The sequence below is a fragment of the Luteitalea sp. TBR-22 genome (genome assembly GCF_016865485.1).
Classification (GTDB): domain Bacteria; phylum Acidobacteriota; class Vicinamibacteria; order Vicinamibacterales; family Vicinamibacteraceae; genus Luteitalea.
Genome location: NZ_AP024452.1, coordinates 1,252,087 through 1,278,332, shown reverse-complemented (window position 1 = coordinate 1,278,332; position 26,246 = coordinate 1,252,087). Strand labels below are relative to the sequence as shown.

The window sequence follows — 26,246 nt, the reverse complement described above, 5'->3', positions numbered from 1 at the left end:
ACGATACACGAAATACGTTTCATGTATCAAGCATCATCTTTCTGCTACAGTGCCGGCATGATCCGGCCTGCGGCGCCCGGCAAGGCTCCCTGGACGTTCCTGACCAACCACGCCCACGTGCTGCTGTGCCTGGCGCGCGACCCGGAGGCGCGCCTCCGCGAGGTGGCCGAGCAGGTCGGCGTCACCGAGCGCGCCGTGCAGCGCATCGTCACGGAACTGGAAGAGGCAGGTTACCTGTCGCGGGCCCGCGAGGGGCGGCGCAACCACTACGTCGTGCGGCCGGAGCTGCCGCTGCGGCACCCCATCGAGCAGCACCGGACCGTGGCGTCGCTCATCGAGCTGGTGCAGGAACCGAAGCGCGGGAAGAAGTAGCCGTCGCCCGGGGCCCGTAGTCGTCGCCCCAGGCCCGTAGCCGTCGCCCCGAAGACCGTAGCCGTCGCCCTCGGGCGACGGTCACGATCGGCGAGACACCACTGACCGTCGGGCAAGCCCGACGGCTACTGTCCGAGGCCCGACGGCTACTTTCCGAGCCCGGCGGCTACTGCCACAAGCCCGACGGCTACTCCCCAAGCCCGACGGCTGCTTCGCGACGTCTACTTGAGGGCGACCGCCTTGCCCGTCTTCGCGCTCTCACGCGCCGCGTCGAGAATCTCCGAGACGATGACGTTGTTCTCCAGCGAGGTCGGCCCGGACGGCACCAGGCGGCCGCGCACGACCGCCGAGAGGTAGTTCAGCGCGTTCTGCTCGTCGACGGGCCAGTCCTCCACGGCCGCGTCGGCGATGGGCTGCCCGCGCACCTTGGTGCGCAGCGCGTTGCCGCCGGTCGCCCACGCCGCAGCACTCTCGGTGTACACCTCGAGATCCTTGCGGTGGTCCGGCCAGTTCCACGAGGCCTCGATGACCGCCTGCGCGCCGTCGTACTCGAGCACGATGGTCGCCTCGTCGTCGACCCTGGCGTAGATCGCCGGCTTGTTGGTCTGTGTCACCGCCACCACGCGCCGGGGGCGCTGGTTGTCGAGCAGCCACGTGGCGATGTTGGCGCCGTAGCAGCCGAAGTCGTACAGCGCGCCGGCGCCGTTGCGGACCGGATCGGACAGCCAGTCGAAGAACTCCGGCTGCGTCCCGATCTCCTTCGGCCCGTGGTGACCGTCCATCGCGACGATCTTGCGGATGCGCCCGCCGGTCTTCTGCTCGTGCATCAGGCGCCAGATGGCGCGGTGGCTCCGGTACCAGGTGGTCTCGTAGTTCACCAGCACGTGAATCCTGCCGCGCTGCGCCGCGGCAGCGATGGCTCGCGCGTGGGCCGTCGACACCGCCAGCGGCTTCTCCACCATCACGTGCACGCCGTGGCGGGCCGCGGTCTCGATCACGGCGAGGTGGTCGAACGTGTTGGTGTAGACGACGAGCGCCTCGGGCCTGGTGGTGGTGATCAGGCGATCGAGATCGGCGAAGAGCTTCGGGGCGGCGATGCCGTGGGTCTCGCCGAACTTTGCGCGCAGCGCCGCGTCGGGCTCGTACACGCCCACCAGTTCGACGTCGGTTCGCTTGGCCATCGCGTTCATGTGCCCGCGCACGTGCCCGTGCACGAGGCCGACGATGGCGATCCGGAGCGGCGCACCGGCGGGCGGCGCCTGCGCACCGGCCGGCACGGCGGCCAAGATGATGCACAGCACGGCGAGGACGAGACCGGTCAGCCGCGCGGTGCGCGGACGCACCGCAGGGCTTGGGGCGGGGGCAGTGAGCGAGGCCATCGGAGACTCCCTGTGCAGGACCGCGCGGAGCGTATCACGCAGGCTGGACCATCCGTGCTTGTGAGGCGGACGCCGCGTCCACTATGGTTGGCGGATGGCCGGACCGCAGATGCCCGCGCACTTCCCCACCCCGCTCCCCGACTACCCGCCGGCGGCTGCGGGGGGGCTGCTGCAGACCCTGTCGGACCGGGTCGCGCACGACCCGTTCAACCTCGTGGCCACCGTGATCTTCGTGCTGGCCATCCTCCACACGTTCATCGCGCCCCGCGTGCTCGCGCTGGCCCATCACCTGCAGCATCGCGCCGACCAGCAGGCCGACGCCGCGGGGCGGGCGCGCCAGCCCTCGTTCCCCTCGGAGATCCTCCACTTCATCGGCGAGGTGGAGGTGGTGTTCGGCCTGTGGGCCGTCGTCCTGCTGGCCGCCATCACGTGGGGGCGGGGGTGGGACACCGCCAAGCATTACCTGAACGACACCGTCAACTACACCGAGCCGCTGTTCGTCGTCGTGATCATGGCGCTGGCCTCGACGCGACCGATCATCGTGTTCGCGGAGCGCGCGATGAGCAAGGTGGCCGGGTTGGGTGGTGGCACGCCCGCGGCCTGGTGGTTCGCCACGCTCACGGTCGGCCCGATGCTCGGGTCGCTGGTCACCGAGCCGGCCGCGATGACCATCTGCGCACTCCTGCTGGCCCGCCAGTTCTACGACCTGCAGCCGAGCCCGCGCCTGAAGTACGCGACGCTGGGACTGCTGTTCGTCAACGTCTCGATCGGCGGCACGCTGACGCATTTCGCGGCGCCGCCCATCCTCATGGTCGCGCGCCCCTGGGGCTGGGACCTGATGTACGTGCTCACGCACTTCGGGTGGCGCACGCTGATCGCGGTGTTCACGTCGGCCACGCTCTACCTGCTGATCTTCCGCAAGGAACTCGCCGCCCTCGCGGCGCGGCCGCCGGTCCGCGACGTGGAGGTCCCGGATGCCGATGCGGTGGCGTCGGGCCAGGGCGCGCTGCTGCCCGTGCCAGCCTGGATCGTCGTGGCGCACGCGCTGTTCATGGCCTGGACCGTCGTCAACTCCCACTACCCGGCGCTGTTCCTCGGCGGCTTCCTGTTCTTCCTCGGGTTCGTCAAGGCGACCAGCCCCTACCAGGCGGAGATTTCCCTCAAGTCGCCGCTGCTGGTGGGCTTCTTCCTCGCCGGCCTGGTCATCCACGGCGGCCTGCAGGGCTGGTGGATTGCGCCCGTGCTGGCCAGCTTGAGCGAGACGCCGCTCTTCTTCGGCGCGGCGTTGCTGACCGCGTTCAACGACAACGCGCTCATCACCTACCTGGCGACGCTGGTGCCCAACATGTCGGAGGCGGCCAAGGCGGCGGTCGTCGAAGGGGCGGTCACCGGCGGCGGGCTGACGGTGATCGCCAACGCGCCCAACCCGGCCGGCCAGGCGCTGCTCGGGCGCTTCTTCGGGGGCGTGATCGTGCCGCTCTACCTGCTGCTCGGCGCCTTGCTGCCGACGGCCGTGGCGGTGGTCTGCTACCGGTTGATCTGACGGGAACCCGAACGGCAACGGGGGCTGTCGCAGCCCGGATCGTTCAGTCCTGTGGGGCGCGCGAGGCGACACGCGCGGACCCCGTCGGCTCGCCGGTCAGGATTTCCTGCACCGGCCGGCCATTGATCTGCACGTACTGGTAGGTGACCGTCAACCGCGACGGTCCCACGAGCCGCACCTGCGCCGTCATGTCGAGCCGCACCGGGACGTGCTCGCCGGCGACGCGGCCGTACTGGCGCACGATGTGGACCGAGCGTGTCCAGAACGACGGCCGCTTGACCAGCTCGCCTTCGACGCGGAGCAACTCGCCGTCCGACGACGTGAACATCGCCCCCTTCAGGAGCATGTCCTCCCGACGCTTCGGCTGCAGGGCGATGCGGAGGCCGCCATCGGCCTGCGTCGGCGTCGAGAACTCGTAGTTGTCAAGCGTCAGGCCGCCACGCCGGGCGCGCCCGTCGCGGTGAACCTGCACTTCCTTCTCGAGAGCCTCACGCAGCACGCGCGACCTGATGAGCTCAGACCCGCCTTCGTCGATGATCTGGTAGCTGAACGTGCCGTTGTCGTGCAGTTCCGTGCGCGCGACGAGCCAGGCGTCCTTGTGGTGGCGCTCGTTGGACGATTCCAGCCGACGGATGGCCACGTAGCTCCGCAGGGGCGGCGCCGGGCGGTAGGGGACCACGGCGGCCGTCGGCGGCGCCGATTGCGCCCGCGCGGAACCGACTGGTCCGACAAACCCGAGCAGGCATGCGCACAGGGACATCGCAATGCCCCCCAGGCTGCGCAAGTTCCCGCTGTGCCCTGTCGCCATGCCGCCTCCCTGAAGCAGGTGACGTGCCGTCGTTGTTCGTGCTCGCACTTATGGTGCGCCCTCGGCCGCACCATGGCAACCCGCCTCATGCTGTACCAAGGTCCAGACGGGCAGGCCAGCACCTTGCACACCCAGGTTCCGGGAGGCTTCGATGCGGAGACAAACGACAACATGGACAGGCGCGGCCCTGACCGGTGCGCTCGGCGGCATCGTCGGGGCGTGGGTGATGACCCGGTTCCACGTCGCCCTCTACGGCCGCGGGGTCACCGGCACGCGGGAGCCACAGTCGCACCGCCCTGTCGACGGCGGGCGCCACGATCCCGCGACAAAGGCGGCCGACGAGGTGGTGACGGCGCTCACGAGTGCACCACTCGATGAACGGGAGAAGCGCGCTGCAGGACCGATCGTGCATTACGCCTTCGGCGCGTCGGCCGGCGCCCTCTACGGAGTCCTCGCGCACCGCTGGCCCACCGTCGCCGGTGGATGGGGCGTGCCCTACGGCCTGGCGGTGTGGCTGGTGGCCGACGAGACGGCCCTGCCATTGCTGGGCCTGGCAGACGGGCCACGCGCCTATCCCTGGACCACCCACGCCGAGATGCTTGCCGCGCACGCGGTGTTCGGCAGCGCGACACATGTCGCGATGACCGCGCTGCAGCAGCGAGCCAGCCAGCCCGCCTGATCGTCGAACCGGCGCTACCATGCACGGGCGCCATGTCCGACGCCCTGATTGCCTTCTCCCACGTGTCCGTCATCCGCGATGGCGCGCGCGTGCTCGACGACTTCTCCCTCACCATCCCGGCCGGCCAGCACGTCGCCATCGTCGGACCCAACGGCTCGGGCAAGAGCACGCTGCTCAAGGTCATCACTCGGGAGTTGCACCCGCTCGACCTGCCGCAGACCAGCGTCACCGTGCTCGGCCAGTCGCGCTGGACATTGTGGGACCTGCGCGCCGCCCTCGGGATCGTGTCCAACGACCTGCTGGCGACGGTCACCCGGAAGATCACCGGCCGGGAGCTGCTGCTCTCGGGGTTCTTCGGCGCCATCGGCCTGTGGCCGCACCATGTGCCGACCGACGAGATGCGGGCTCGCGTCGACGAGGTCCTGGCGTGGCTCGGCCTTCCCTACCTCGCCGATCGGCTGCTCACGCGCATGTCGTCGGGGGAGGCACGGCGTCTCCTGATCGGACGCGCCCTGATCCACCGGCCACGCGCGCTCGTGCTCGACGAGCCGATGACCAGCCTGGACCTCGGCGCGGCGCACGAGGTCCGCGCGACGATGCGGGCGCTGGCCCAGGCAGGCACCAGCCTGGTCCTCGTCACGCACGACCTGGCCGACATCGTCCCCGAGATCGGGCGGGTGGTCCTGTTGAAGCAGGGTCGCGTGGTCGGCGACGGGCCGACACCGCGCCTGCTGACGACGCAGACGCTGTCGGGCCTGTACGACCGCCCGGTCGAGGTGTCGTTCCGCGACGGTCACTATCACGCCTGGTAGGACGGAGGCATCGGGCAGCGGGCACCGGGCACCGGAGCGGTGGACGAGGGCCAGAAGACCGGGGGCCGGGTGTGGAACCCGTCGTGCAATCACCGCCCGCATGAACGACCCACGCGATCAGGCTGGCGACATCCATGAGAACCACGAGGCGACGGGCGGCACCGGGGTGGAACGGCCGTCCAACCTGCTGAAGGATCCCGACGACTGGACGACCGGCGACGAGCCCATGACCGACGCGCAGCGGTCGTACCTGGGCACGCTGTCGCAGGAGGCTGGCGAGGACCCACCGGCCGACCTGACCAAGGCGGAGGCGTCGCGTCGCATCGACCAACTGCAGCAGCGCACCGGCCGGGGCGCCCAGCGCTGACGAGTGTTCGACGACCGTCCCTTGACGTCCCTGCGACGATGGGATGTGCGAGATCTGTCGTCTGCCACGCTCGAGGCCCGGTTCGTCGAGACGATGCCCGGGGACCCGAGCGCGAGGAACATGCCCCGCCGGGTGCCCGGCGCCAGCTACTCTTGCGTCGAGCCGACGCGCGTCGCGTCGCCGTCGCTGCTGGCGTGGTCGGACGCGCTGGGGCGCGACATCGGCGTGGCGCGGCCTCCCCTCGGCCCCGGCCCCGTCGCCGACGTGCTCGCAGGCAACCGGCTGTTGCCGGGATCGGTGCCGTATGCCGCCCGCTATGGCGGTCATCAGTTCGGTCATTGGGCCGATCAGCTCGGTGACGGGCGGGCGATCACGCTCGGCGAACTGCGCGGTGCCGACGGTCGCGTGCACGAGCTCCAGCTGAAGGGGGCCGGACCGACGCCGTACTCCCGGCAGGCGGACGGACGCGCGGTGCTGCGATCGTCGGTGCGCGAGTTCCTCTGCTCCGAAGCGATGCACGCGCTCGGCGTGCCGACGACACGCGCGTTGAGCCTGGTGACCACGGGCGAGTCGGTGGTCCGCGACATGTTCTACGACGGTCGTCCCGAGGCGGAACCGGGGGCGATCGTGTGTCGCGTGGCTCCCTCGTTCGTGCGCTTCGGGTCGTTCGAGATCCACGCTGCCCACGGCGAGGTGGACCTCCTGCGACGACTGGCCGATCACGTGATCGGCACGCACTTCCCGGATCTCGGTCCGACCGGCGCCCGCGACACCTACCTGGCGTGGTTCGAGGAGGTGTGCCGGCGCACCGCCGTGCTGGCCGCGCACTGGACCCGCGTCGGCTTCGTGCACGGCGTGTTGAACACCGACAACATGTCGATCCTGGGACTGACGATCGACTACGGCCCGTATGGCTGGCTCGAAGGCTACGACCCGGCGTGGACGCCCAACACCACCGACGCCGGGGGCAGGCGGTACCGTTTCGGCCAGCAGCCGAACATCGCCCTCTGGAACCTCGCGCGCCTCGGGGAGGCGTTGATCCCGCTGGTCGAGTCGGTGGACGACCTGCACCGCGGCCTCGAGGCCTACCGCGACGAGTTCGACCGCGCTTACTCGTCCATGCTGCGCGACAAGCTCGGGCTCGACGCGCTGACGTTCAGCGGCGACGACCCGTTGCTGCAGGAACTGTTCGCGATGCTGGAAGCGGCCGAGACGGACATGACGATCTTCTTCCGCGGCCTGACCCGGGTGCCCGTCGGCGCCGAGGTGCCGGACGAGGCGCGGCTCGCGCCGGTGCGTGACGCCTTCTACGACGAGGACGACCTGGCAGGTCCGCACGGCGCCCGCGTGCTGGCGTGGCTGCGCGCGTGGGCGACGCGGGTTCGTGACGAAGGCCAGCCCGACGCGACGCGCGTGGCGCGCATGCGTGCCGCCAACCCGAAGTACGTGCTGCGCAACTACCTCGCGCAGCAGGCCATCGACGCCGCCGCGGCCGGCGACACGTCGGTCGTCGAGCGGCTGCTCCGGGTCCTGTCGCGCCCCTACGACGACCAGCCCGGCGAGGACGACCTCGCGGCGCGCCGCCCCGAGTGGGCCCGCCATCGCGCCGGCTGCAGCATGCTCAGTTGCAGTTCGTAGAGGTTCAGGGCTGACGGCTCAGGGGTGCCAACAGGCTGCCCGCCCGTCAGACGTCAGACGTCAAGCGTCAGACGTCATCAGCCGTCACTTCCCCCGCGCGATCCCCTCGCGGCGCGGGTCGGCGCCGCCGAACCAGCCGGTCGCGGTCCGCTCGATCGCCTGCAGGCCGGAGGTCTGGTCGAGCAGGCGCACCTCGTGCCCGCGGGCCTCGAGCGCCGGGCCGAGTGCCGGGTCGACCCGGCCGGCCTCGAGTTCGGTGGGACCATTGCGGCTGCCCACGTTGGGTAGCGCAATCGCCTGCTGCACGTCGAGCCCCCAGTCGAGCGTCGCGAGCAGGACCTTGCCGACGTAGTTGATGATCGCGCTCCCGCCCGGCGACCCCAGGGTCATGCGCAACGCGCCGCTCCGACGATCGAAGACGAGCAGCGGCGTCATCGACGACCGCGGCCGCTTGCCCGCCTCGACACGGTTGGCAACCGGCGCGCCTGCGGCGTCGGTCGGCGCGAGCGAGAAGTCGGTCAGCTGGTTGTTGAGGATGAAGCCGCGCACGAACTGGCGGGAGCCGAAGCCGTCCTCGACGGTGGTGGTCATGGCCAGCGCGTGCCCGAAGCCGTCCACGATCGAGATGTGCGAGGTGGACGGGCGTTCGAGCGGCACCCCGGCGGTGGCCGCCCTCGTCAGGCCGGGCGGTACGCCGGCGGTGGCGCGCCCCATCGACCGCGCGCCGATCGCCGCGCGACGGCCCTCGAGGTACTGCGGGTCGAGCAGGGCCGACACCGGTACGGGCACGAACGCCGGATCACCGACGTACGCCTCGCGATCGGCGAACGCCAACCGTGCAGCTTCCGTGTACAGGTGGACGGCTTCTGCCGACATCGTCCAGCGGCCGTCGGCGCCTCGGCTGGGAGCGAGCGCCCGCATGTCGTGCGACTCGAGGATGCCGAAGATCTGGCCGAGCGCGAGGGTGCCGGAGCCCGGCGGCGGGAAGCCGCAGATGCGCGACGTCCGGTACGTGAAACAGAGCGGCTCCCGCTCGACCGGCTGGTACGCGGCCAGGTCGGCGGCGCTCAGCACGCCGGGGTTGGTGGGATGCGAGCGTACCTTCGTGACGATGTCCGCCGCGATGTCGCCCGTGTAGAACGCATCCGGGCCGTTGGCGGCAATCGACCGGAGCACGGCGGCCAGGGCCGGGTTGCGCAGACGGGTGCCGGCCGCCTTCGGTCGGCCGTCGGGCTCGTAGAAATACGCGCGCGCCTCGGGGTCCTTCGACAGGTGCGCCTCCCGCGACAGGAGGCCGGCCAGGCGCGGGCTGATCGCGAAGCCCTCGTCACAGAGCCGGATCGCGGGCCCGAAGAGCCGTGCCCATGGCAGTCGCCCGTGTCGCGCGTGCGCGAGCGCCAGCATGCGCACGACGCCTGGGGCGCCCACGGAACGTCCGCCGACGATCGCGTCGATGGTGCGCATCGGCACGCCGTCGCGCACGAAGAGCTCGGGCGATGCGGCGGCCGGTGCGGTCTCGCGGCCGTCGAGGGCGGTCACCCTGGCGCCGTCCCAGTACACGAGGAACGCCCCACCGCCGATGCCACTCGACTGCGGCTCGACGAGGGTGAGCACCATCTGCACGGCAATCGCCGCGTCGAGCGCCGACCCGCCGGCCTCGAGCATCTCGGTCCCCGCATCGACCGCGAGCGGGTTGGCGGCGGCCACCATCCACGACGACGCCGACCAGCCCGGCTTGTCGGTCCAACCACTGGCCGCCTCGGGGGCCTGCGGGACTGCGGTCGGGCGATGATCGCGCCCGCAGGCCAGCAGCATCACGCTCCCCGTCAGGAGCAGGCAGCCGAGCAGTCGAGTCATGCAGGGGAGGGTAATCCATTCGGGAACGCGACATGCATCGAACAGGGCATGCAGCTCGCCACCCTGATGACGCCAGACCCTGCCACCTGCACGCCCGACACCCCCATCGAGGAGATCGCCCGGCTCATGCGCACGCACGACTGCGGTGAGATTCCCGTGGTCGAGCACGCCTCGACGCGGACGCTCCTCGGCGTGGTCACCGACCGCGACATGGTGCTGCGCGTGCTGGCCGAGGGCCGCGACGCACGCGCGGCCACCGCCGCCGACTGCATGACCAGCCCGGCCCTGTCGCTTACCGCCGAGGCACGCGTCAGCGATGCGGTCGAGATGATGCAGGCGCACCAGGTGCGCCGCCTCCCCATCGTCGACGAGGGCGGGCGCGTGTGCGGCATCGTGTCGCAAGCCGACCTGGCCCGCGCGACCACGGCGGAGTTGACCGGCGATCTCGTGCGCGACGTCTCTGAGCCGACGCGCTCCGAGTGATGCCGGGGTGCCCGCGTCCGCGAGGGCCCGGGCACCGACGCCCGATCCGCCCGCACCATGGCTAGATCGAGTCGATGCGCATCGTCCGATCCAGCGTCTCGGGCGTCACGGCCCGTCCCGTGACGCCGGCCTGCACGATGGCGATGCCGAGCGCCAGGGCATCGACGGCCGCTCGCACCGACAGCTCCGGTTCCCGGCCGTCGGCCATCGCCAGCAGCAGCGCGTCGAGGACCGCTGCCGGCCCTGGCGGCGCCGGCGGCAGGTCGATGGTCGGATCGATCGGCGCGAGCTCGCGGTACCCGCTGTAGCGCGGGCTCTCGGCCGGCGCGAGGACCTCCCACACGTCGTTGCCGATGCGGATGCGGCCTCGCGAGCAGATCACGTCGCACTGGAACACGAAGTAGCCCTTGGCGCCTCCCGTGACGAACGCCTCGACGCCATTGGCGAAGACGATGCGCGCCCGCCCACCGCGGTCGACGATGCCGCCGCGCAGGGCCGCTGCGTACCGGGCGATGTCGGCCTCGTCGCGGTCGTGCGCGTCGCCAGCCGCGACCGCCTCCTGGGCCGGGGTGTCGAGCGTGGCGTCGACACGTGCCCACGGGCCGCACCACGCCAGCAGGAGATCCCAGGCGTGGGTGCCGGTGTGCACGACGTGGCCGCTGAACAGCACGTGCACCGTCTCGAGCCGCCCGAGCGCCCCGGAGGCCAGCCAGGCGCCGACCGCGCGGTAGCGCGACTCGAGGCGACGCGGATGGTCGACGACCGCGGCGACGCCTGCTGCGGCAACAAGGTCGGCCAGCGCCTCGGCGTCCTCCACCGAGCAGGCGGCAGCCTTCTCGATCCACAGCCCGCGTGCGCCAGCCGCGACCGCCTCCCGGCACATCGTCACGCGATCGGCCGCGTACGCGCAGATCGACACGATGTCGGGCCGCTCGCGCCGGAGCAGCTCGCGGTAGTCGTGATGCAGGTGCGCGGCGTCGATGGCCCAGTCGTCGCCGAACGCGGCCAGGCGCTCGGGATCGATGTCCGCGCCGGCGACCAGCGTCGTCCGTGCATCGGCGCGGTACCACCCCGCGTGCGTGTGCGGCCGGGGCCTGAGCGGGTCGCGCTCGAGCAGTGACGCGATGCGGCCGGTGCCGATGATGGCGGCGCGCCAGCGCGCCGCGGTGTCATGACTCATGGCTGGTGAATCATGACGCATGCCGGCGGGTCAGGGCTCCGGGCTCGGGGCGGGCGTCGTGGCGCCGAACCGTTCGCCATAACGCGAGTCGCGGAGGATGGCCGACGGGTCCTCCATGCGCACGAGCGTGGCGAACGCGGCATCGCGATCGGCCGCACGCTGGAAGTACGCCTGGGCAATCTTGTAGCCCATGTAGTACCCGAGGTCGGGCAGTCCCACCCGGTTCGGGTCACGCCCGTTGTACAGCCACGGCCGGTGCCCGTCCGGTCGTGACAGGTCGGCGAGGAATCGCGGCCACAGATCGTGCTCGTGCGAGTCGCCGTAGCCCTTCACGCGGGTGTTGATGTGGCGACCGGCGATCTGCTCGGCGATGAAGTCGGCGCCGCCTTCACGCAGCGACGCGCCGAGCAGGCCCCCGCCCCGCTCGGCCGACGTGCGCTGCTGGAAGTGCACGAGTTCGTGCGCGACCATCGGCAGCACGTCCTCCTCGTCGAGGCGCGCGCCCTGCCCTGCGAACATCTCCGCGCCGAGAATCAGCGCCCGCGGCGAGCTCATGCCGCCGGAATTGCGCCTGCCGATCACCACGTAGAGCGTCGGGAAGACCGCGTCGGGATACCGCTGCTCGAACGCGCGGTAGACGCCCTGCAGGTCTGGCAGGCGCGAGGCGATGCGCTCGGTGATCGGCCGCACGCGCTCGTAGTACGCCCGGTCCTCCAGGATGCGCGTCGCCAGGGCGTCGGCGCTGATGATGCGGTCGGGCGTGAAGTCGCGCACGCCGGCCGACCCCTTGTCCAGGTACTCGGCCTGCAGGATCGGCGCGAGGCGCTCCGGGCGCTGCCCGTCGGCCACCCACGCGTCCCAGGCGCGCCAGAAGAGACCGACGTCGGCCGTCGACACCGTCGCCTGCGCGGGATCGGAGGGCAACGAGGGCGCCACCGGGTCCTGCGCCGACACGGGTGAGGCAAGGACGGCGACCAACAGCAAGGACGAGCGCAAGGACGCGAACACGGGCATGGGGCGGCACCTCCGATCCCGCAGACGCACCGTGCGTCGGCGGCTTACGGTAGACGGGGCCTCCCCCTGCCGGGTTGGAAAATCGGCTCACCGGGAGGGAACGGGATGATCCTTCATCGCCTCGGCACGACCGTTGGCGATGAATGCGGTCACGACCTCCGCGTGCGCCTGGATGAGCTTGACGACGTATGGGTCGGTCGACGTCTCGACCGCCCTGACGCCCTTCGGTGTCATCTCGTGGCGCAGCACGATCCGGTCGGCGTTGGCGAACACCTCCCGGAAGAGCGGGTCGCGCTGGTGAATCGGCCGCTGCTCCTTCACGCGCGCCGACATCGCGTCCAGATGCGTCTGGATGGCTTTGGCGATGACCGGGTCGTCCGACTCGGTGACCGACTCGACGCCGTCGGGCCGCGGCGTGACCGTGCGCGTCACCTTGTTGCCGTTGTCGAGGAGTTGGTGGAACACCTCCATGTCGGCCTGGTGACCCGCGTCGTGCGTCATCCCGGGCCCCATGCCCCGGCCGCCGCCGGGCGGCATCCCCTGCCCATGTGGCCCATGCGGGCCCTGGGCCCGGGCCACACCGGTGGTCACGGCGAGGACGAGCGCGGCCGCCTGCAGGACGCGCGACAGGGTGCGACGAGACATGGGGACCTCCGGGCGGAGCCGCGCGCCACGCGCGGCCCACGCACGAAGGATGCAGCGCTCACCCCGGAGGTGACGGTCGCGGCCCGCTCAGCGCACGTCCAGGATGATCCGCCGATACCGCGTGAGCGACGGGCGCCCCTCGTCGACGACCTCGAGGATCACGTGGGCCACGCCGGCGACGACCGGCGTGATCGTGACCACCGGGGTGGTGTCGCCCTGCAGGGTCACGCGCGGCCCCGGGCGGTCGCCGCGGGCGGCCGGCGGGCTGCCGCCGGTCGGCGCCATCACCGGTGGCCGCCGGCGCTCGCGTACGACCGGCATGCCCGGGAGTCCCGTGGCGGCCTCGGCGTAGTACCACCAGCGGTAGCGGAGCGCGTCGCCGTCCGGATCGCTCCCCCTGGCCTCGAGCCGCACGGGCGTGCCGACCGTCGCGCTCACCATCACCGGCCCGCGGCCGTCATGCCCCTGCACGACGACCTCCGGTGCGTGGTTGGCCTCGGCACGCGGGAGCACCGTCCACGCCATGCGCGCCGCGAAGTCGTGCTGGAAGGCCTCGCGCCAGCGCCAGACGGTCGCCTGGTCGGAGGTGACCACGAGCCCGCCAGCGCCGGTGACGGTGTCGCGCGAGTCGTCGTTGCCCGGGTAGGCGTCGCCGCCCTGCGTCCAGAAGGGGCGGGACTCGCCGCGCGGCTGCCGCCACACGTAGCGCCCGCCCCATCCGCCGAACGTCGGCGACATCGCGCTGGCCAGGCCGTTGTCGATGAGGCCGAGGAAAGAGGGCGTGTCACCTTCGTGGATGCAGCACGGGTACGGGTAGAGCCGCCCGAGCGGCCCGCGCGCGCGGATGTTGGCGTCGACCCACGCGTCGGCGAACGTGGTGAAGTCGGCGCCGGGCGCGTTGCGGTAGAAGCGGTCGCCGCTGATGCCGGTCCACGTCGCGCCTGCGTACTCCTGCCCGTCCTGCGTCGACGGCGACGCGATGTACCGCAGCGTGGGGAACTCCCGACGCAGCCACGGCCCTGCGTCGTCCTGGTCGGAGATGGCGTAGACGCGCAGCCGATCGACGACGGAGGCGAGTTCAGCGGTCGACAGCGTCGCCCGTGCGTCGCCAAGTGCCTGCGCAAGGGTGTTGGTGCCGCCCCAGGCGAGCACCCACAGCGGCCGCGGGTCGTCGCGGCGCGCCGCAGCGAGCAGGCGCGCCGAACCCTCGGTCGCGCGGCCGTCGCCGACCGCGGCCATCCCGTAGCCGCCCTGCCCCGCCGCGACCACGGCCCGCAGCGCGTCGGCGGTCGGATAGCCGGACGCGTGGGTCGCCAGCCGTGGCTGCACCTCGGCGTAGGCGTCGAGCACGGCTCGGATCACGTCGACGCGCGTGCCGGTGCGCATCCACGTGGAGGTCGTGGCCACCAGGCCCTCGATGTCGAAGCCCTCGGCGTACACGAGCAGCCGGACGAGCGACATCTGGTCGTCGGGCTCGTTGGCGATGTCGGTGAGCACGAACACCCGCGGCCGCCCGACGTACGGATCGGGCCTCGCCTGCAGCGGCGTGGTGGCCGGCTGCGTGCGCACCCCGACAATCCCCACGCCCGCCACGAGCACCCCCGTCAGGCACACGAACCGCAGAGTCCTGCCAACCACCACAGCCTCCCTGAAGAAGCGCAGCATACCCCTTCACCCCTTCCTCCTTCGCCCTTCCCCCCTTCGCCCTTCCCGCTCTGCCTTCTCCCCTTCTGCTCTTCTACCCTTCCTTCCTTTCCCATACTCTCCCCCCATGCCCCGCATCGCCGTCGTCGGCAGCCTGAACATGGACCTCGTGGTCCGCGCGCCACGGTTCGCACGGCCCGGCGAGACGATCACCGGCGATCTCTTCCTCACCATCCCCGGCGGCAAGGGCGCCAACCAGGCGGTCGCGGCGCAGCGGCTCGGTGGGCAGGTGGCCATGATCGGGTGCGTCGGCGAGGACGCGTTCGGCGCGGCGCTGAGGCAGGGGCTGGCCGAGGAGGGCATCGACGTCACGGCGGTCGACGTCCGCGGCGGCCTGGCGTCGGGCGTGGCGCTGATCACGGTTGACGGCAGCGGCGAGAACTCGATCGTGGTGGTCCCCGGGGCCAACGGGACACTTGCCGATGCCGACATCATGCTCGCCGCGCCGCAGCTCACGGCCGCGCGGGTGCTGTTGCTGCAGTTGGAGGTGCCAGTGACGGCCGTGACGCTGGCCGCGCAGGTGGCCAGCGAGTCCGGCGCCATCGTCGTCCTGAACGCCGCTCCGGCATCGCCGGTGCCCGACGCGCTGCTGGCGCTGGTCGACTACCTCGTCGTCAACGAGACCGAGCTCTTCTCGCTGGCGGGGCCAGAGGCGAGCGATCTCGCGCAGGCGACCGCCCACCTGCGCCAGCGCGGGGCGCGTTCGATCGTCGTGACGCTGGGCGCAGCCGGCGCCCGCCTCCTGCGTGCGTCTGGCGCGGAGTCGATGGTGCGCGCTTACCCGGTGGACGTCGTCGACTCGACGGCGGCTGGCGACGCGTTCGTCGGCGCGTTGGCCGTCGCCCTGGCCGAGGGCGCCTCCGACGAGGTGGCGCTGCGGCGCGGCAACGCCGCTGGTGCGATTGCCGTCACCCGCTCGGGCGCGCAGCCGTCGCTGCCCACGCGGGGGGAACTCGACGCGTGGCTGCGCGAGGGAGCACCACCGAGGTAGGGCGGCTGTCGTGACCGGAGCGGCGCGATCGAAGACCGCTCGCTACTCCTGCGCAGCGGCGAGCGTGCGCATGCGGCTCGAGGCCCTCGCGGTGACCACACCGTCCTTGCGCACGACGACGAGCGCCGCGGCGTCGGGGTCGCGTTCCACCAGCGCCAGGCCGCGCTCGACGCCGAGGATGCCCATGGCCGTGTCGAGCCCGTCGGCGTCCACGCCGTGCCGGGCCACCACGGTCACGGTGATGTCGTCGAGCAACCCCGTGCGCGACGCGGGATCGATCACGTGCGAGTAGCGACGCCCGTCGACGTCGAGGTGCTGCTCGACGTTGCCCGACGTCGACACGGCCGCCTGCGTGAGCCGCAGGACGGCGGGGACGCCGACCTCGCCGATGTCGCCGTCGTGCACGCGGATGCGCCAGCCCGGCTGCCCGGGCGGCGCGTCGCTGAAGGCGAGGTCGCCGCTCACCGCGACCAGCGCGCTGCGGACGCCGGTGGCGGTGACGGCCGCGAGCGCCTCGCTCGCCGCGTAGCCCTTGCCGATCGCTCCGACGTCGAGTTGCATGCCGGCGATGTCGAACGACACCACGCAGCGCCTGGCGTCGAGCCGCATGTGGCGGAACCCGCTGCGCTGCGCGGCCTCCTCGAGCGCCGCGGCATCAGGTAGCCGCTTGAGCCGGCGCGCCTCGCGCCACAGCCGGATCACCGGGCCTTGCGTCACGTCGAAGGCGCCGTCGGTGGCCTCGGCGAGGGCCTGCGCCCGCGATAGCACGCGGCAGAGGTCACGGCTCATCTCGACCTCGCGGCCGACCGCCTCGCGCGTGATGCGGCTCAGCTCGCTGTCGGGCAGGTAGTCCGACAGCGTGGCGTTCAAGGCGGCGATGCGGTCGAAGCCGGCGCGCAAGGCCACTCGCGCAGCCGCCTCGTCGGGCGCGAAGACGGTGATTCGCGCGAGCGTGCCCATGTGCGGCTCGACTCCTTCGAACCGCGCGAGCACCGGCGCCGGCTGCGCCCCCGCCGCCGCAGCCGCCAGCCACGCGAGCAGGAGCAACCACATGGGAAACCGGCGCACGTCCTGATTATGACGGACCGGCAGTCGTAGGCGTCGAGCTTCAGCTCGACGCGAAGGCGAACCCGTGCCGCCCGTCGACCTGAAGGTCGACGGCTACGAACAACATCCCCGATCCCCGAACCGCGATCCGCGACTAGATCCTGAACAGCCGCTTCGCGTTGTCGTGGAGCAGCTTCCGCTCCACGGCCTTGCTGCCCGCGAGCCGGCGCACCGCGGCGATGGTCTGCGCGCCCTGGCACTTCTCGCCGCTGCCGACGTGATCGTTGCAGTCGCTGCCGTACAGCAGCTTGTCCTGGTGGCGCACGAGGAAGTCGCGCGTGAACGCCTCGTCGCGGGTGAGGGCGTTGAGTCCCGAGCCGGCCGACAGGTCGCCGTACATGTTCGGGTAGTCGCGCAGGTAGCGATCGGTGATCCCGCCCGGTGTCACCGGACCCTTCGGATAGAGCACCGTCTGGTCGGCGTGACGCGCGTCGATGTTGGCCCACCACGTCTGCGCGTGACCGATGAAGTTCACGCGCGGGTACTTCTCGAGCATCGTGTGGAACCGCTCGAAGCCGTGGTTGTACATCCCGAACTGCCAGTGCATGAGCACGGGCACGCGGTACTGCTCGGCCAGGCGGTAGATCGCCTGCATCTCCGGCGCGTCGCAGGCGACGCCGAACTTCTGCTCGGCGATGACCACCGCGCCGCGCTTCAACTGCCGCTCGATCTCGACGAGAGCGCCCTCGAGATCGGGTACGTCGTTGGCGCCGACCAGGAACTCGCCGGGATGCGCCAGCGCGAACGCGAAGCACGCGTCCTGCCCGAGCGCCTGGGCCTGCAGCCCGTTGGAGCCGCCCTGGTGCGTCGAGGGGCGCGTCGCCGGCCGACCGGCGGGGAGCAGGATCGTGGTCGTGATCCCCATCGCCCGCTGGTGCGCCAGCAGCACCTCGTCGGGACGCCCGCTGTAGCCCACGTGCTGGTGGATGTCTATGATGGGCTCACCCTGCGCCCGCGCCAGACCCCGAAGCGCGAGCACCGCGCCAGTGGCGGCAAGGAACTCCCGACGATCGATCATGCGCGCCATTGTGTCCCGGATCCTGCCCGTCCTTGCGCTCGCCGCCATCGCCTGCCTCTCGGGCGTCGATGGCCAGCCGCTCGTCGCGACGCCGACGCGCGCCGCCGCGCAGGCCGGCGCGCTGCCGGGCTCGGCGCGTCCGTGGCCCCCCGGGGTCCAGGCCGTCGCCCCCGACTCGCCGCCGCGCAGTCCCGACGAGGAACGCGACACCTTCTTCCTGGCTCCCGGCTATCGGGTGGAGCTGGTGGCGGCCGAACCGCTCGTGCAGGATCCCATCGCCATCGACTGGGATCCGCAAGGACGCGTGTGGGTCGTCGAGATGCCCGGGTACATGGCCGACGTCGCGTCGACCGAGCACGAGCCACTCGGGCGCGTCGTGGTGCTCGAGGATCGCGACGGTGACGGCCGCATGGACCGCCGCACCGTGTTTGCCGAGGGCCTCGTGCTCGCCCGCAGCGTGAAGGTGCTGGCCGGCGGGGTGCTCGTCGCCGAGCCCCCGGACGTCTGGTTGATGAAGGACACCAACGGCGACCTGCGCATGGACACGAAGGAGCGCGTCACCGATCGCTTCGGCCGGCGCGACATCGACGTCCAGAACAACGCCAACAGCTTCGACTGGTCGCTCGACAACCGGCTCCGTTCGGCCGGCCAGTCCGGCCTTCACCTGCAGTGGAAGGCGGGCACGCTGCTGGCCGCGCCCTCGCCGACCCGAGGCCAGTGGGGCGTCTCGCACGACGATGCGGGACGCACGTACCGGAACTCGAACGAGTCGGCGCTGCACGTCGACATGGTCGCCGGCGAGTACTTCGCACGCCACCCGGCGCTGCTGCGCACGCGCGGCAGCTACGAGCGCCTGTCGATGCCCGACAACGATCTCAATGCCGTGTGGCCGGTGCGGCCCACTCCCGGACTGAATCGTGGGTACCAGGCCGGCGTCCGTCGCGCCGACGGGACCCTCGCACGCTACACCGCCGCCTGCAGTCCCCTGGTGTATCGAGGCGACCGACTGCCCGCCGAGGTGTACGGCAACGTCTTCATCGCCGACCCGGCCGGCAACGTCGTCAGCCGCATCACCCTGCGCGACGACGGGGCCGGCGTGCGCGCGTCGAAGGCGTACCCCGATGCCGAGTTCCTCGCGTCCACCGACGAGCGCTTCCGACCCGTGTTCCTCGCCAATGCTCCCGACGGCACGCTCACGGTGGTCGACATGTACCGGGGCCTCATCGAGCATCGGCTCTCGCTCACCGTGTACCTGAAGGCCTATGCGGAGCAGCACGGGCTGCTCGCCCCGCGTGGCCTCGGGCGCATCTGGCGCGTGGTGCACGACACGACCGTTCGCGACACCGCGCCGGTGCCGGCCGATGAAGCCGGCCTGCTGGCGATGCTGGCGCACCCCAACGGCTGGCGCCGCGACACCGCGCAGCGGCTGCTCGTGCAACGTGGCGAGTCCACGGCCGCGCCCGCACTCGAGCGCCTGGCGCGCACGGCGCCCGACGCACGCACCCGCGTCCACGCGCTGTGGACGCTCGACGGGCTCGACGCCATCACGACCGGCCACGTCCAGCTCGCCCTCGACGACCCGTCGCCGGACGTGCGGGCGGCCGCGCTCCGCATCGCCGAGCGCTGGATCGACGTGCCCAGCCACGTGCTGCACGCCCTGGTGATCGCGCGCACGGCCGACCCCGATGCTCGCGTCCGCCTGCAGGCCGCCGCCACGCTCGGCACGCTCGCCGACGGCGACCGCAAGTGGGACGCCGCCGCCGCGCTGCTGCAGGCCCGCGGCGACGATCCGGTCCTCGTGGACGTCGTGTTGAGCGGCCTGCGTGGCGCCGAACGGCCGGTCTTCGATCGCCTCGTGAGCGCCGCGGCGGCCGGCGCCTCCCCTGCCTCGACCCATCCGGCCCTGACGATGCTGACGGCGACCCTGCTGCGGACGGCGCGCGAACAGGACGCGCAACGGGTGCTTGGCGCGATCGCCACCGAAGTGGACCGCACGCCCGCCCTTGCCGCCGCGCTCATGCACGGGGCCGAGATCGGGATCCTCGGGGCGCCAGTCCCGGGCCAACTGCCGGCCCTGCCACCGCCTCCTGGCGCGACCTGTCCGACCTGCCCTGGTGGACGCCTGAGTGAGGGCGGTGCCTACGCGTACGCGTGGCCCGCCTCCCGCCCCGCACCTGCGGCACCGCCACTGCGGCTGGCGCGTGCGCCGGAGCCCTTCATCGCGCTGGCCACCCGCGATTCCGTGATCGGCAAGCAGGCCGCCACGGTGCTCACCCGCGTCTCGTGGCCCGGCAAGCCTGGCGACGTCGCTGCGCCGCCGCCGCTCACCACCGAGGAGCAGGCGCGGTTCGACGCCGGGCGGGTGCTGTTCCAGGCGCTGTGCCAGGCCTGCCACCAGGCCGACGGCCGCGGTCAGCCCGGCCGGGCGGCCAGCCTGGTCGGCTCACCGATCGCGCAGCATGCCGACGCGGCGGTGCCGGCTCGCGTGCTGCTGCACGGCAAGGAAGGGCAGACCGGCCTGATGCCGGCGCTCGGCGCCGCGATGACCGATGCGCAGATCGCGCAGGTGCTGACCTACGTGCGGCGCGAGTGGGGACAGGAGGGGTCGCCGGTCACTCCGACCCTCATCGGCAGGGTGCGTGCCACGACGAAGGCACGCAGGACGCCGTGGACCGACGCGGAACTGGCGAAAGTGCGGTAGGCGCGCCTCGCGTCGACCTGAAGGTCGACGCCCACGCTCAAGAGAAGCCGCGGGGGCAGCCCGAAATGTGTGGCTGCCGACCTTCAGGTCGGCAGGCGGCTTCGCCTGCCCTACAATCGAGCGGTTCCCTTCCAGCCGGAGTCCTGTCGATGTCCTATCGCCTCGCCACGCTCGCGTGCGTCACCCTCGTCATGACGGGTCTCGCCATCGTCACCCACACGCAACCTGCGCGCCCGACGATGCCGGTGCTCGGCACGCGATCGGTCAAGGTGATCGAGGCCGACGGCTTCCGGTTCAAGGACCTGAACAAGAACGGCCGCGTGGACGTGTACGAAGACTGGCGGCAACCGATCGACGCGCGGGTCGACGACCTCGTGGCGCAGATGACCCTCGAGGAGAAGGCGGGCCTGATGGTGAGCCCGACGCTGCCGATGGGGCCGGACGGCACGGTGAACGAGGAGTCGCGGCCGATGCCGAATCCGTTCGGCGGTCCGTCGTGGAACCTGCCGGGCACCTCGGAGGCCATCCTGAAGCTGCACATGCGGCAGTTCATCAACCGCGTCAACACCAGCCCACGGACGATGGTCACCTGGCTCAACGCCGTGCAGGCGATCGCCGAGTCGTCGCGACTGGGCATCCCGGCGTTCTTCGTGACCAACCCGCGCAACCACCTCGGTGGCACCGCGGTGGTGGGGATCGCCGAGGCTGGCGAGAGCTTCTCGCAGTGGCCGGGCACGCTGGGGCTCGCCGCGACGCGCGACATGGCGCTGATCACCGAGTTCTCGCGCATCTCCGCCGAGGAGCACGTCGCCGTCGGCATCCGCGGCGCGTATCACCCGCAGATCGATCTGGCCACCGAGCCACGCTGGGCGCGCATCTCGGGCACGTTCGGCGAGGACGCCGACCTGACCAGCGACATCGCGCGGGCGATGGTCCGAGGCTACCAGGGGGCCTCGCTCGGTCCGAAGAGCGTGGCGCTGATCTTCAAGCACTTCCCCGGCGGCGGCCCCGCCATCCAGGGGCAGGACTCGCACTTCGACTACGGCAAGTACGACGTGTACCCGGGCGACAACTTCGAGTACCACGTCAAGCCGTTCAAGGCCGCGATCGATGCCGGGGCGGTCGCCATCATGCCGTACTACTCCATTCCGAAGGGCATCACGGCGGAGCAGGTCGGGATGAGCTACAACAAGGCGATCGTCACCGACCTGCTGCGCAACCGCCTCGGCTTCCGCGGCATCGTCAACTCCGACTCCGGCATCACGACGTCGATGGTGTGGGGCGTCGAGGACCTGACGATCGAGCAGCGCTACAGGAAGGGCATCGACGCGGGCGTCGACATCTACAGCAACGACGCGACGCCGCACTACGTGGTCGACCTGGTGCGCAAGGGCGAGCTCACCGAGGCGCGCGTCGACGAGTCGGCGAGGCGGATCCTGAAGGTGCGCATGGCGCTCGGCATCTTCGAGAACCCGTACGCCGACCCCGACGCGGCGGAGCGGACCATCCGCAATGCCGCCTTCCAGAAGCAGGCGCTCGAGGCGCAGCGCAAGTCGGTGGTGTTGCTGCACGACGACAAGGGCGTGCTGCCGCTGAAGGCCGGCCGCAAGGTGTATCTCGAGGGCGTCGATCCGAAGGTGGTGTCGTTGCGCGGCTTCACGGTGGTGGCGACGCCGCAGGAGGCCGACGTCGCGCTCGTCCGCGTGACCTTCAACGAGGTGTCCAGCGAGGTGCCGGGCGCCAGGCCGATGGGTCCGCGTCCAGGCGGTGGTGGCGCTGGCGCAGGCGGCGGTCGCCCCGGGGGGCCCGGCGGCGCTCCGGGTGCGCCGGGCGGCCGCAATCCACGCGGCGCGGGCCTCGGCGGGATGAACACGGGCGGCGCGCCCATCGACCTGACGCTGCCGGCCGAGCGCCTGGCGAAGCTTCGCGCCGTGATGGGCGCCAGGCCGACCATCGTCGCCATGTACTTCGACCGGCCGTACGTCGTCCCCGAACTCGCGAGGGAATCGGCGGCGATGCTCGCGCACTTCGGCGTGAGCGACGAGGCGCTCCTCGACGTGGTCACCGGCACGTACCCGCCGGTGGGCAAGCTGCCCTTCGAGTTGCCCTCGTCGATGGAGGCCGTGCGCGCGCAGAAGGAAGACCTGCCGCACGACTCGGCGAACCCGCTCTACCCGTTCGGCCACGGCCGCACGTACGGCAGGTAGGGGGCGCGGCATCGCCGCGGCCCCGTCGATTCCGGATCCGAGTGTCGAATTGCCGGCGATGCGGCTCGCGCTGATTCTCACGGAGTTCCCGCCCGGCATCGGCGGCATGCAGACGCATGCCGAGAGCCTGGCCCGGGCGCTGCGCGAGGGCGGTCACGACATCAGCGTGTACACCTACCGCTGTGACGACCCGCGCCTCGCCGAGGAGGCCCGCGCGTTCGACCGCGATGCCGGCTACCCGGTGCACCGCGTGCTCAGTCGCCTCGGGTTCTGGGCGAACCATCAGTGGCTCGTCGCCCGCCTGCGCGCCTCTCGGGTGGCGCTCGTGTACGCCTCGAACGTCTATTACGGCCTGCTCGGCCCGGCGCTGGGCGTGCCGGTCGTGTGTCGTTCGGCGGGCAACGACGTGCAGCGCCCGTGGATCGCCTACCCTTACCGCGCCGGCAGCCGGATCGTGAGCCATCCGGCGCTGGAGCAGCGGCTGCACCGCTGGTACCGCCGGTGGAACGCACCCGAGTGGCTCGAAGCGGCGTTCCGCCGACGACGGCAGGCGCTGGTGCGGCGCAGCGTCGCGGCCAATCGACTGATTCTCGCCAACAGCGCCTACACGCGTGACCTGCTCGCGCGCGTCGGCGCCGACGCGCGCCAGGTGCGCGTGCTGCCGGGTGGCGTGGACACCCTCCGCTTCGCGCCGACCCGTGACCGGGCCCGGGCCCGTCGCGCCTGCGGGCTGGACCCCGACGCCTGGGTGCTGCTCACGGCCTGCCGCCTGGTAGCCAAGAAGGGACTCGACTTCCTCGTGGCGCAGGTACCCGCCCTCCGGCAGGTCGAGCCGCGGCTGCAGCTGGTGGTCGTCGGCGACGGCACCCAGCGGGCCAGGTGCGAGGCGATGGTCGAGGCCGCGCGAGCGGGCGAGGCGGTGCGCCTGGTCGGCCGGGTACCGCAGCGGGAGATCCAGCGGTACTACGCGGCCGCCGATGCGTTCGTGCTCGCCAGCCGCATCACTCGACATCGCGTCAGCGGGCTGCACGACGCCGAGACGATGGGGCGAGTGCTCTGCGAGGCGAACGCGGCAGGCCTCCCGGTGCTGGCGAGCCGTTCGGGCGGCATCCCGAGTGTCGTGACGCACCAGGACAACGGCCTGCTCTTCGAGAGCGACGACGCAGGCGACTTCCTCAGGCAGTTCACGCGCCTGCATGGCGACGAGGGGCTGCGTTGCCGACTCGTGGCGCGCGGCCGCGAGCGTGCCGAGCGGGAGTTCGCATGGCCACACCTGGTGGCCGAGCATCTCCGGGCCTTCGAGGACACGCTGCTCGCCCGGCCGTCGGGAGCATAATCGGACATGCCCTCGAGCCTGGTCGGCATCATGAAGGGCGTCGGCCCGCGCATCACCGACGTGGACGACGTGTTCCTGGCGATCGTGGGCTACACGCGCGAGGACTTCGAGCGGGGCCAGATGGACTGGACCGCCATGACGCCGCCCGAGTTCCTCCACCTGGACGAGGCGGGCATCCAGCAGGCGATGGCCGCTGGCAGCGGCGGCTTCACGGTGCCCTACTGCAAGGAGTTCTTCCGGAAGGACGGCTCCCGCGTGGCCGTCATGCTGTGCTGCGCCTTCATTCCCGACGCCCCGCCCGACACGTGGATGGGGTACGTGGTGGACCTGTCGCGGCCGGTCGTCGCTCGTGCCGAGCCGAAGGACGCCGCGGCCAGCTTCGGGCGGATCGAGCCGACGGCCTTCTACCAGCGACTGATCGCGGAGTTGGTGCGGGAACGCACCCGCCTGCTGTCGGTGTTCGACAGCACGACGTCGCTGGTCTGGTCGGTGGACCCCGACCTCCGGTTGCAGGTGGCCAACCAGACCTACCAGGCACGGATTCGTGCCCTGCGTGGGCGCCCGCTCGAGGTCGGCGAATCGGTCCTCCTGCCGCAGTTGCCCGACGCGTTACGGGCGAAGTGGACCGATTGGTACCACCGGGCCCTGGCCGGGGAGACATTCGTCTGTCACACCTCCGCTGACCTGACCCCGCCCCACAGCGCCTGGGATCACGCGCTGGCGCCGATCCGTGACCCCTCCGGCCGGATCGTCGGGGCCAGCGTGGTGAGCCAGAACGTCGACGCCCGCGTGCGTGCCGAGCGGCGCGCCGAGCAACGCGAGCGCGAACTCCTCGAGGCGCAGCGCATCGCGCGCATCGGCAGTTGGGACTGGAACCTGCGCACGGGCAAGGTGACGTTATCGTCGAGTCAGCAGGAACTGCTCGGCCTGCCGCCCGACTCGGTGGTGCCTCCCTTCGAGGAGCACGCGCGCTTCTACACGTCCGAGAGCTGGCAGCGGCTCCGTGAAGCCGTGGCGCTCGCGCTCGCCGAGGGCCGACCGTACACCCTGGATATGGAACTGGTGGGTGTACCGGGCGTGCGGTGGGTGGTGGCGCGGGGTGAGCCCGTGTACGGCGAGGACGGCGAGGTCACGGGTTTGCACGGCATCACGCAGGACGTGACCGATCGACGCCAGGCCGAGGACGAGCGCCACCGGCTGGAAGGGCTGCTGATCCAGGCCCAGAAGATGGAGGCGATCGGCCAACTCGCCGGGGGCATCGCCCACGACTTCAACAACCTGCTCACGTCGGTGCTGCTCCAGCTCGGCGAACTGCACGCGACGCCCGACCTGTCGGACGCCGTGCGGGCGGGACTGCTCGAGATCGAGGCGGCCTCGCAGCGCGCGGCGGGTCTGACCCGGCAACTCCTCGCGTTCAGCCGCAGGCAGCACCTGCAGTTGCGGGACGTGGAGCTGAACGCGCTGGTCACCGGGTTCCTCGGGATGTTGCGTCGCGTCATCGGCGAGCACGTCTCGCTGACCTTCGACGGCGCGCCGGAAGCCCTGCACCTGCACGCCGATCCCGGCATGCTCGAGCAGGTCGTGATGAACCTCGTGGTCAACGCACGGGATGCCATGCCACGTGGCGGCACCATCCACGTCCGCACGCGTCCGCTCGTCCTCGGCCCGCACGACGTCCAGGGTCGGCCAGGGGCGCGGGCCGGCTCGTTCCTCGCGCTCGAGGTGACCGACACCGGCACCGGCATCGCCGATCACGATGCGCCGCACCTGTTCGAGCCGTTCTTCACGACCAAGGAGGCCGGCAAGGGCACCGGCCTCGGGCTGGCGACCGCCTATGGGATCGTCACGCAGCACGGCGGCTGGATCGAGGTCGAGTCGACGATGGGTGTCGGGGCCACCTTCCGCGTCGTCCTGCCCCGCGCCGACGCCGAGGGCCGGCCCGCCGAACCGGCCAAGGCGCCGGCAGCCGTGCCGACGGCGCGCCGTGCCCGCATCCTGCTCGTGGAGGACGAGACGGCGCTGCGCCGCCTGTTGGTGCAGGTGCTCGAGCGGCAAGGCTTCACGGTGCAGCCCGCGGCCGATGGCGCCGAGGCGCTCCATCTGTGGAAGGCCCGTCCCGAGCCCTTCGACCTCGTGGTGAGCGACATGATCATGCCCGGCGGGCTGTCGGGAGCCGAGTTGCTCGCGCTCATCGGACGCGACGACCCGACGATGCGGATGCTGCTCATCAGTGGCTATGGCGCGTCGGTGGAGGGGACCGGGCCGATGCTGTTGCAGAAGCCGTTCACCGTCGAAGCGTTCACCGACGCCGTGGATCAGGTGCTGCGCCAGCGGTGACGCGCGGCAGCGGGGCGGCGGGCCCGTTCCGGGTGCCGCCCCTCACATGCAAGGCGACTGTCAGCGAC

General features: G+C 71.6%; 21 protein-coding genes. 12 read left to right on the top strand and 9 right to left on the bottom strand.

Annotation, left to right across the window (positions count from 1 at the left end):
• The first annotated feature begins 57 nt into the window (after positions 1-57).
• Positions 58-372 (top strand): winged helix-turn-helix domain-containing protein, encoded by a 315-nt coding sequence (locus tag TBR22_RS05225; protein ID WP_239491904.1) that lies wholly within the window; start codon positions 58-60, stop codon positions 370-372.
• 221 nt (positions 373-593) lie between these two features.
• Here TBR22_RS05225 and TBR22_RS05220 read toward each other — a convergent pair whose 3' ends face one another.
• Entirely contained in the window at positions 594-1,751 is a 1,158-nt protein-coding gene (locus TBR22_RS05220; protein WP_239491903.1) for a Gfo/Idh/MocA family protein, read from the bottom strand.
• Positions 1,752-1,845: 94 nt separating this feature from the next.
• On the opposite strand from TBR22_RS05220, the gene TBR22_RS05215 reads away from it, so the two are divergent.
• Positions 1,846-3,294, top strand: coding sequence for a putative Na+/H+ antiporter (locus TBR22_RS05215; protein ID WP_239491902.1), 1,449 nt, complete (start codon positions 1,846-1,848; stop codon positions 3,292-3,294).
• 43 nt (positions 3,295-3,337) lie between these two features.
• Here TBR22_RS05215 and TBR22_RS05210 read toward each other — a convergent pair whose 3' ends face one another.
• Positions 3,338-3,973 (bottom strand): hypothetical protein, encoded by a 636-nt coding sequence (locus tag TBR22_RS05210; protein ID WP_239491901.1) that lies wholly within the window; start codon positions 3,971-3,973, stop codon positions 3,338-3,340.
• 280 nt (positions 3,974-4,253) lie between these two features.
• Here TBR22_RS05210 and TBR22_RS05205 point away from each other — a divergent pair, with 280 nt between their 5' ends.
• The 4 genes from TBR22_RS05205 to TBR22_RS05190 all read left to right on the top strand — a co-directional run bounded on the left by TBR22_RS05205 (position 4,254) and on the right by TBR22_RS05190 (position 7,598).
• On the top strand, positions 4,254-4,781 hold the full coding sequence (locus tag TBR22_RS05205; protein ID WP_239491900.1) for a DUF1440 domain-containing protein: 528 nt from the start codon (positions 4,254-4,256) through the stop codon (positions 4,779-4,781).
• A 32-nt stretch (positions 4,782-4,813) separates the two neighbouring features.
• Positions 4,814-5,593 carry an ABC transporter ATP-binding protein gene (locus TBR22_RS05200; protein ID WP_239491899.1) on the top strand — a complete coding sequence of 260 codons (780 nt, stop codon included), beginning with the start codon at positions 4,814-4,816 and terminating at the stop codon, positions 5,591-5,593.
• 100 nt (positions 5,594-5,693) lie between these two features.
• The gene (locus TBR22_RS05195) at positions 5,694-5,960 is read left to right on the top strand and encodes a DUF3072 domain-containing protein (protein WP_239491898.1); all 267 of its coding nucleotides are present in this window, start codon (positions 5,694-5,696) and stop codon (positions 5,958-5,960) included.
• Between the two features lie 93 nt (positions 5,961-6,053).
• Positions 6,054-7,598 carry a YdiU family protein gene (locus TBR22_RS05190; RefSeq protein ID WP_370651485.1) on the top strand — a complete coding sequence of 515 codons (1,545 nt, stop codon included), beginning with the start codon at positions 6,054-6,056 and terminating at the stop codon, positions 7,596-7,598.
• Positions 7,599-7,682: 84 nt separating this feature from the next.
• Here the strand turns inward: TBR22_RS05190 and TBR22_RS05185 are convergent, their stop codons facing one another.
• On the bottom strand, positions 7,683-9,413 hold the full coding sequence (locus TBR22_RS05185) for a gamma-glutamyltransferase family protein (protein WP_370651483.1): 1,731 nt from the start codon (positions 9,411-9,413) through the stop codon (positions 7,683-7,685).
• A gap of 90 nt (positions 9,414-9,503) precedes the next feature.
• On the opposite strand from TBR22_RS05185, the gene TBR22_RS05180 reads away from it, so the two are divergent.
• Positions 9,504-9,938: a CBS domain-containing protein gene (locus tag TBR22_RS05180; protein WP_239491895.1), complete on the top strand. Its 435-nt coding sequence runs from the start codon at positions 9,504-9,506 to the stop codon at positions 9,936-9,938.
• A 61-nt stretch (positions 9,939-9,999) separates the two neighbouring features.
• Here TBR22_RS05180 and TBR22_RS05175 read toward each other — a convergent pair whose 3' ends face one another.
• From TBR22_RS05175 to TBR22_RS05160, 4 genes are all read right to left on the bottom strand, one after another.
• Positions 10,000-11,118: a Gfo/Idh/MocA family protein gene (locus tag TBR22_RS05175; protein ID WP_239491894.1), complete on the bottom strand. Its 1,119-nt coding sequence runs from the start codon at positions 11,116-11,118 to the stop codon at positions 10,000-10,002.
• A gap of 30 nt (positions 11,119-11,148) precedes the next feature.
• Positions 11,149-12,132, bottom strand: coding sequence for a DUF2268 domain-containing putative Zn-dependent protease (locus tag TBR22_RS05170; RefSeq protein ID WP_239491893.1), 984 nt, complete (start codon positions 12,130-12,132; stop codon positions 11,149-11,151).
• 87 nt (positions 12,133-12,219) lie between these two features.
• Positions 12,220-12,777 (bottom strand): hypothetical protein, encoded by a 558-nt coding sequence (locus TBR22_RS05165; RefSeq protein WP_239491892.1) that lies wholly within the window; start codon positions 12,775-12,777, stop codon positions 12,220-12,222.
• Positions 12,778-12,864: 87 nt separating this feature from the next.
• Positions 12,865-14,415 carry a DUF1593 domain-containing protein gene (locus tag TBR22_RS05160; RefSeq protein ID WP_239491891.1) on the bottom strand — a complete coding sequence of 517 codons (1,551 nt, stop codon included), beginning with the start codon at positions 14,413-14,415 and terminating at the stop codon, positions 12,865-12,867.
• 133 nt (positions 14,416-14,548) lie between these two features.
• Between TBR22_RS05160 and rbsK the strand changes: the two genes are divergently transcribed.
• Entirely contained in the window at positions 14,549-15,472 is a 924-nt protein-coding gene (gene rbsK, locus TBR22_RS05155; RefSeq protein ID WP_239491890.1) for a ribokinase, read from the top strand.
• 42 nt (positions 15,473-15,514) lie between these two features.
• On the opposite strand, the gene TBR22_RS05150 is transcribed toward rbsK, so the two are convergent.
• Together TBR22_RS05150 and TBR22_RS05145 are read right to left on the bottom strand one after the other, a co-directional pair.
• Positions 15,515-16,540, bottom strand: coding sequence for an FAD:protein FMN transferase (locus TBR22_RS05150; protein ID WP_239491889.1), 1,026 nt, complete (start codon positions 16,538-16,540; stop codon positions 15,515-15,517).
• A 133-nt stretch (positions 16,541-16,673) separates the two neighbouring features.
• Positions 16,674-17,597, bottom strand: a complete 924-nt coding sequence (locus TBR22_RS05145) for an amidohydrolase family protein (protein WP_239491888.1) — start codon at positions 17,595-17,597, stop codon at positions 16,674-16,676.
• Between TBR22_RS05145 and TBR22_RS05140 the strand changes: the two genes are divergently transcribed.
• From TBR22_RS05140 to TBR22_RS05125, 4 genes are all read left to right on the top strand, one after another.
• On the top strand, positions 17,596-20,298 hold the full coding sequence (locus TBR22_RS05140; protein WP_239491887.1) for a c-type cytochrome: 2,703 nt from the start codon (positions 17,596-17,598) through the stop codon (positions 20,296-20,298). The genes TBR22_RS05145 and TBR22_RS05140 overlap by 2 nt on opposite strands.
• A gap of 149 nt (positions 20,299-20,447) precedes the next feature.
• The gene (locus TBR22_RS05135; protein WP_239491886.1) at positions 20,448-22,505 is read left to right on the top strand and encodes a glycoside hydrolase family 3 N-terminal domain-containing protein; all 2,058 of its coding nucleotides are present in this window, start codon (positions 20,448-20,450) and stop codon (positions 22,503-22,505) included.
• A 58-nt stretch (positions 22,506-22,563) separates the two neighbouring features.
• Positions 22,564-23,841 carry a glycosyltransferase family 4 protein gene (locus TBR22_RS05130; RefSeq protein ID WP_239491885.1) on the top strand — a complete coding sequence of 426 codons (1,278 nt, stop codon included), beginning with the start codon at positions 22,564-22,566 and terminating at the stop codon, positions 23,839-23,841.
• Between the two features lie 6 nt (positions 23,842-23,847).
• Positions 23,848-26,178, top strand: a complete 2,331-nt coding sequence (locus TBR22_RS05125; protein ID WP_239491884.1) for an ATP-binding protein — start codon at positions 23,848-23,850, stop codon at positions 26,176-26,178.
• Positions 26,179-26,246: the final 68 nt, after the last annotated feature.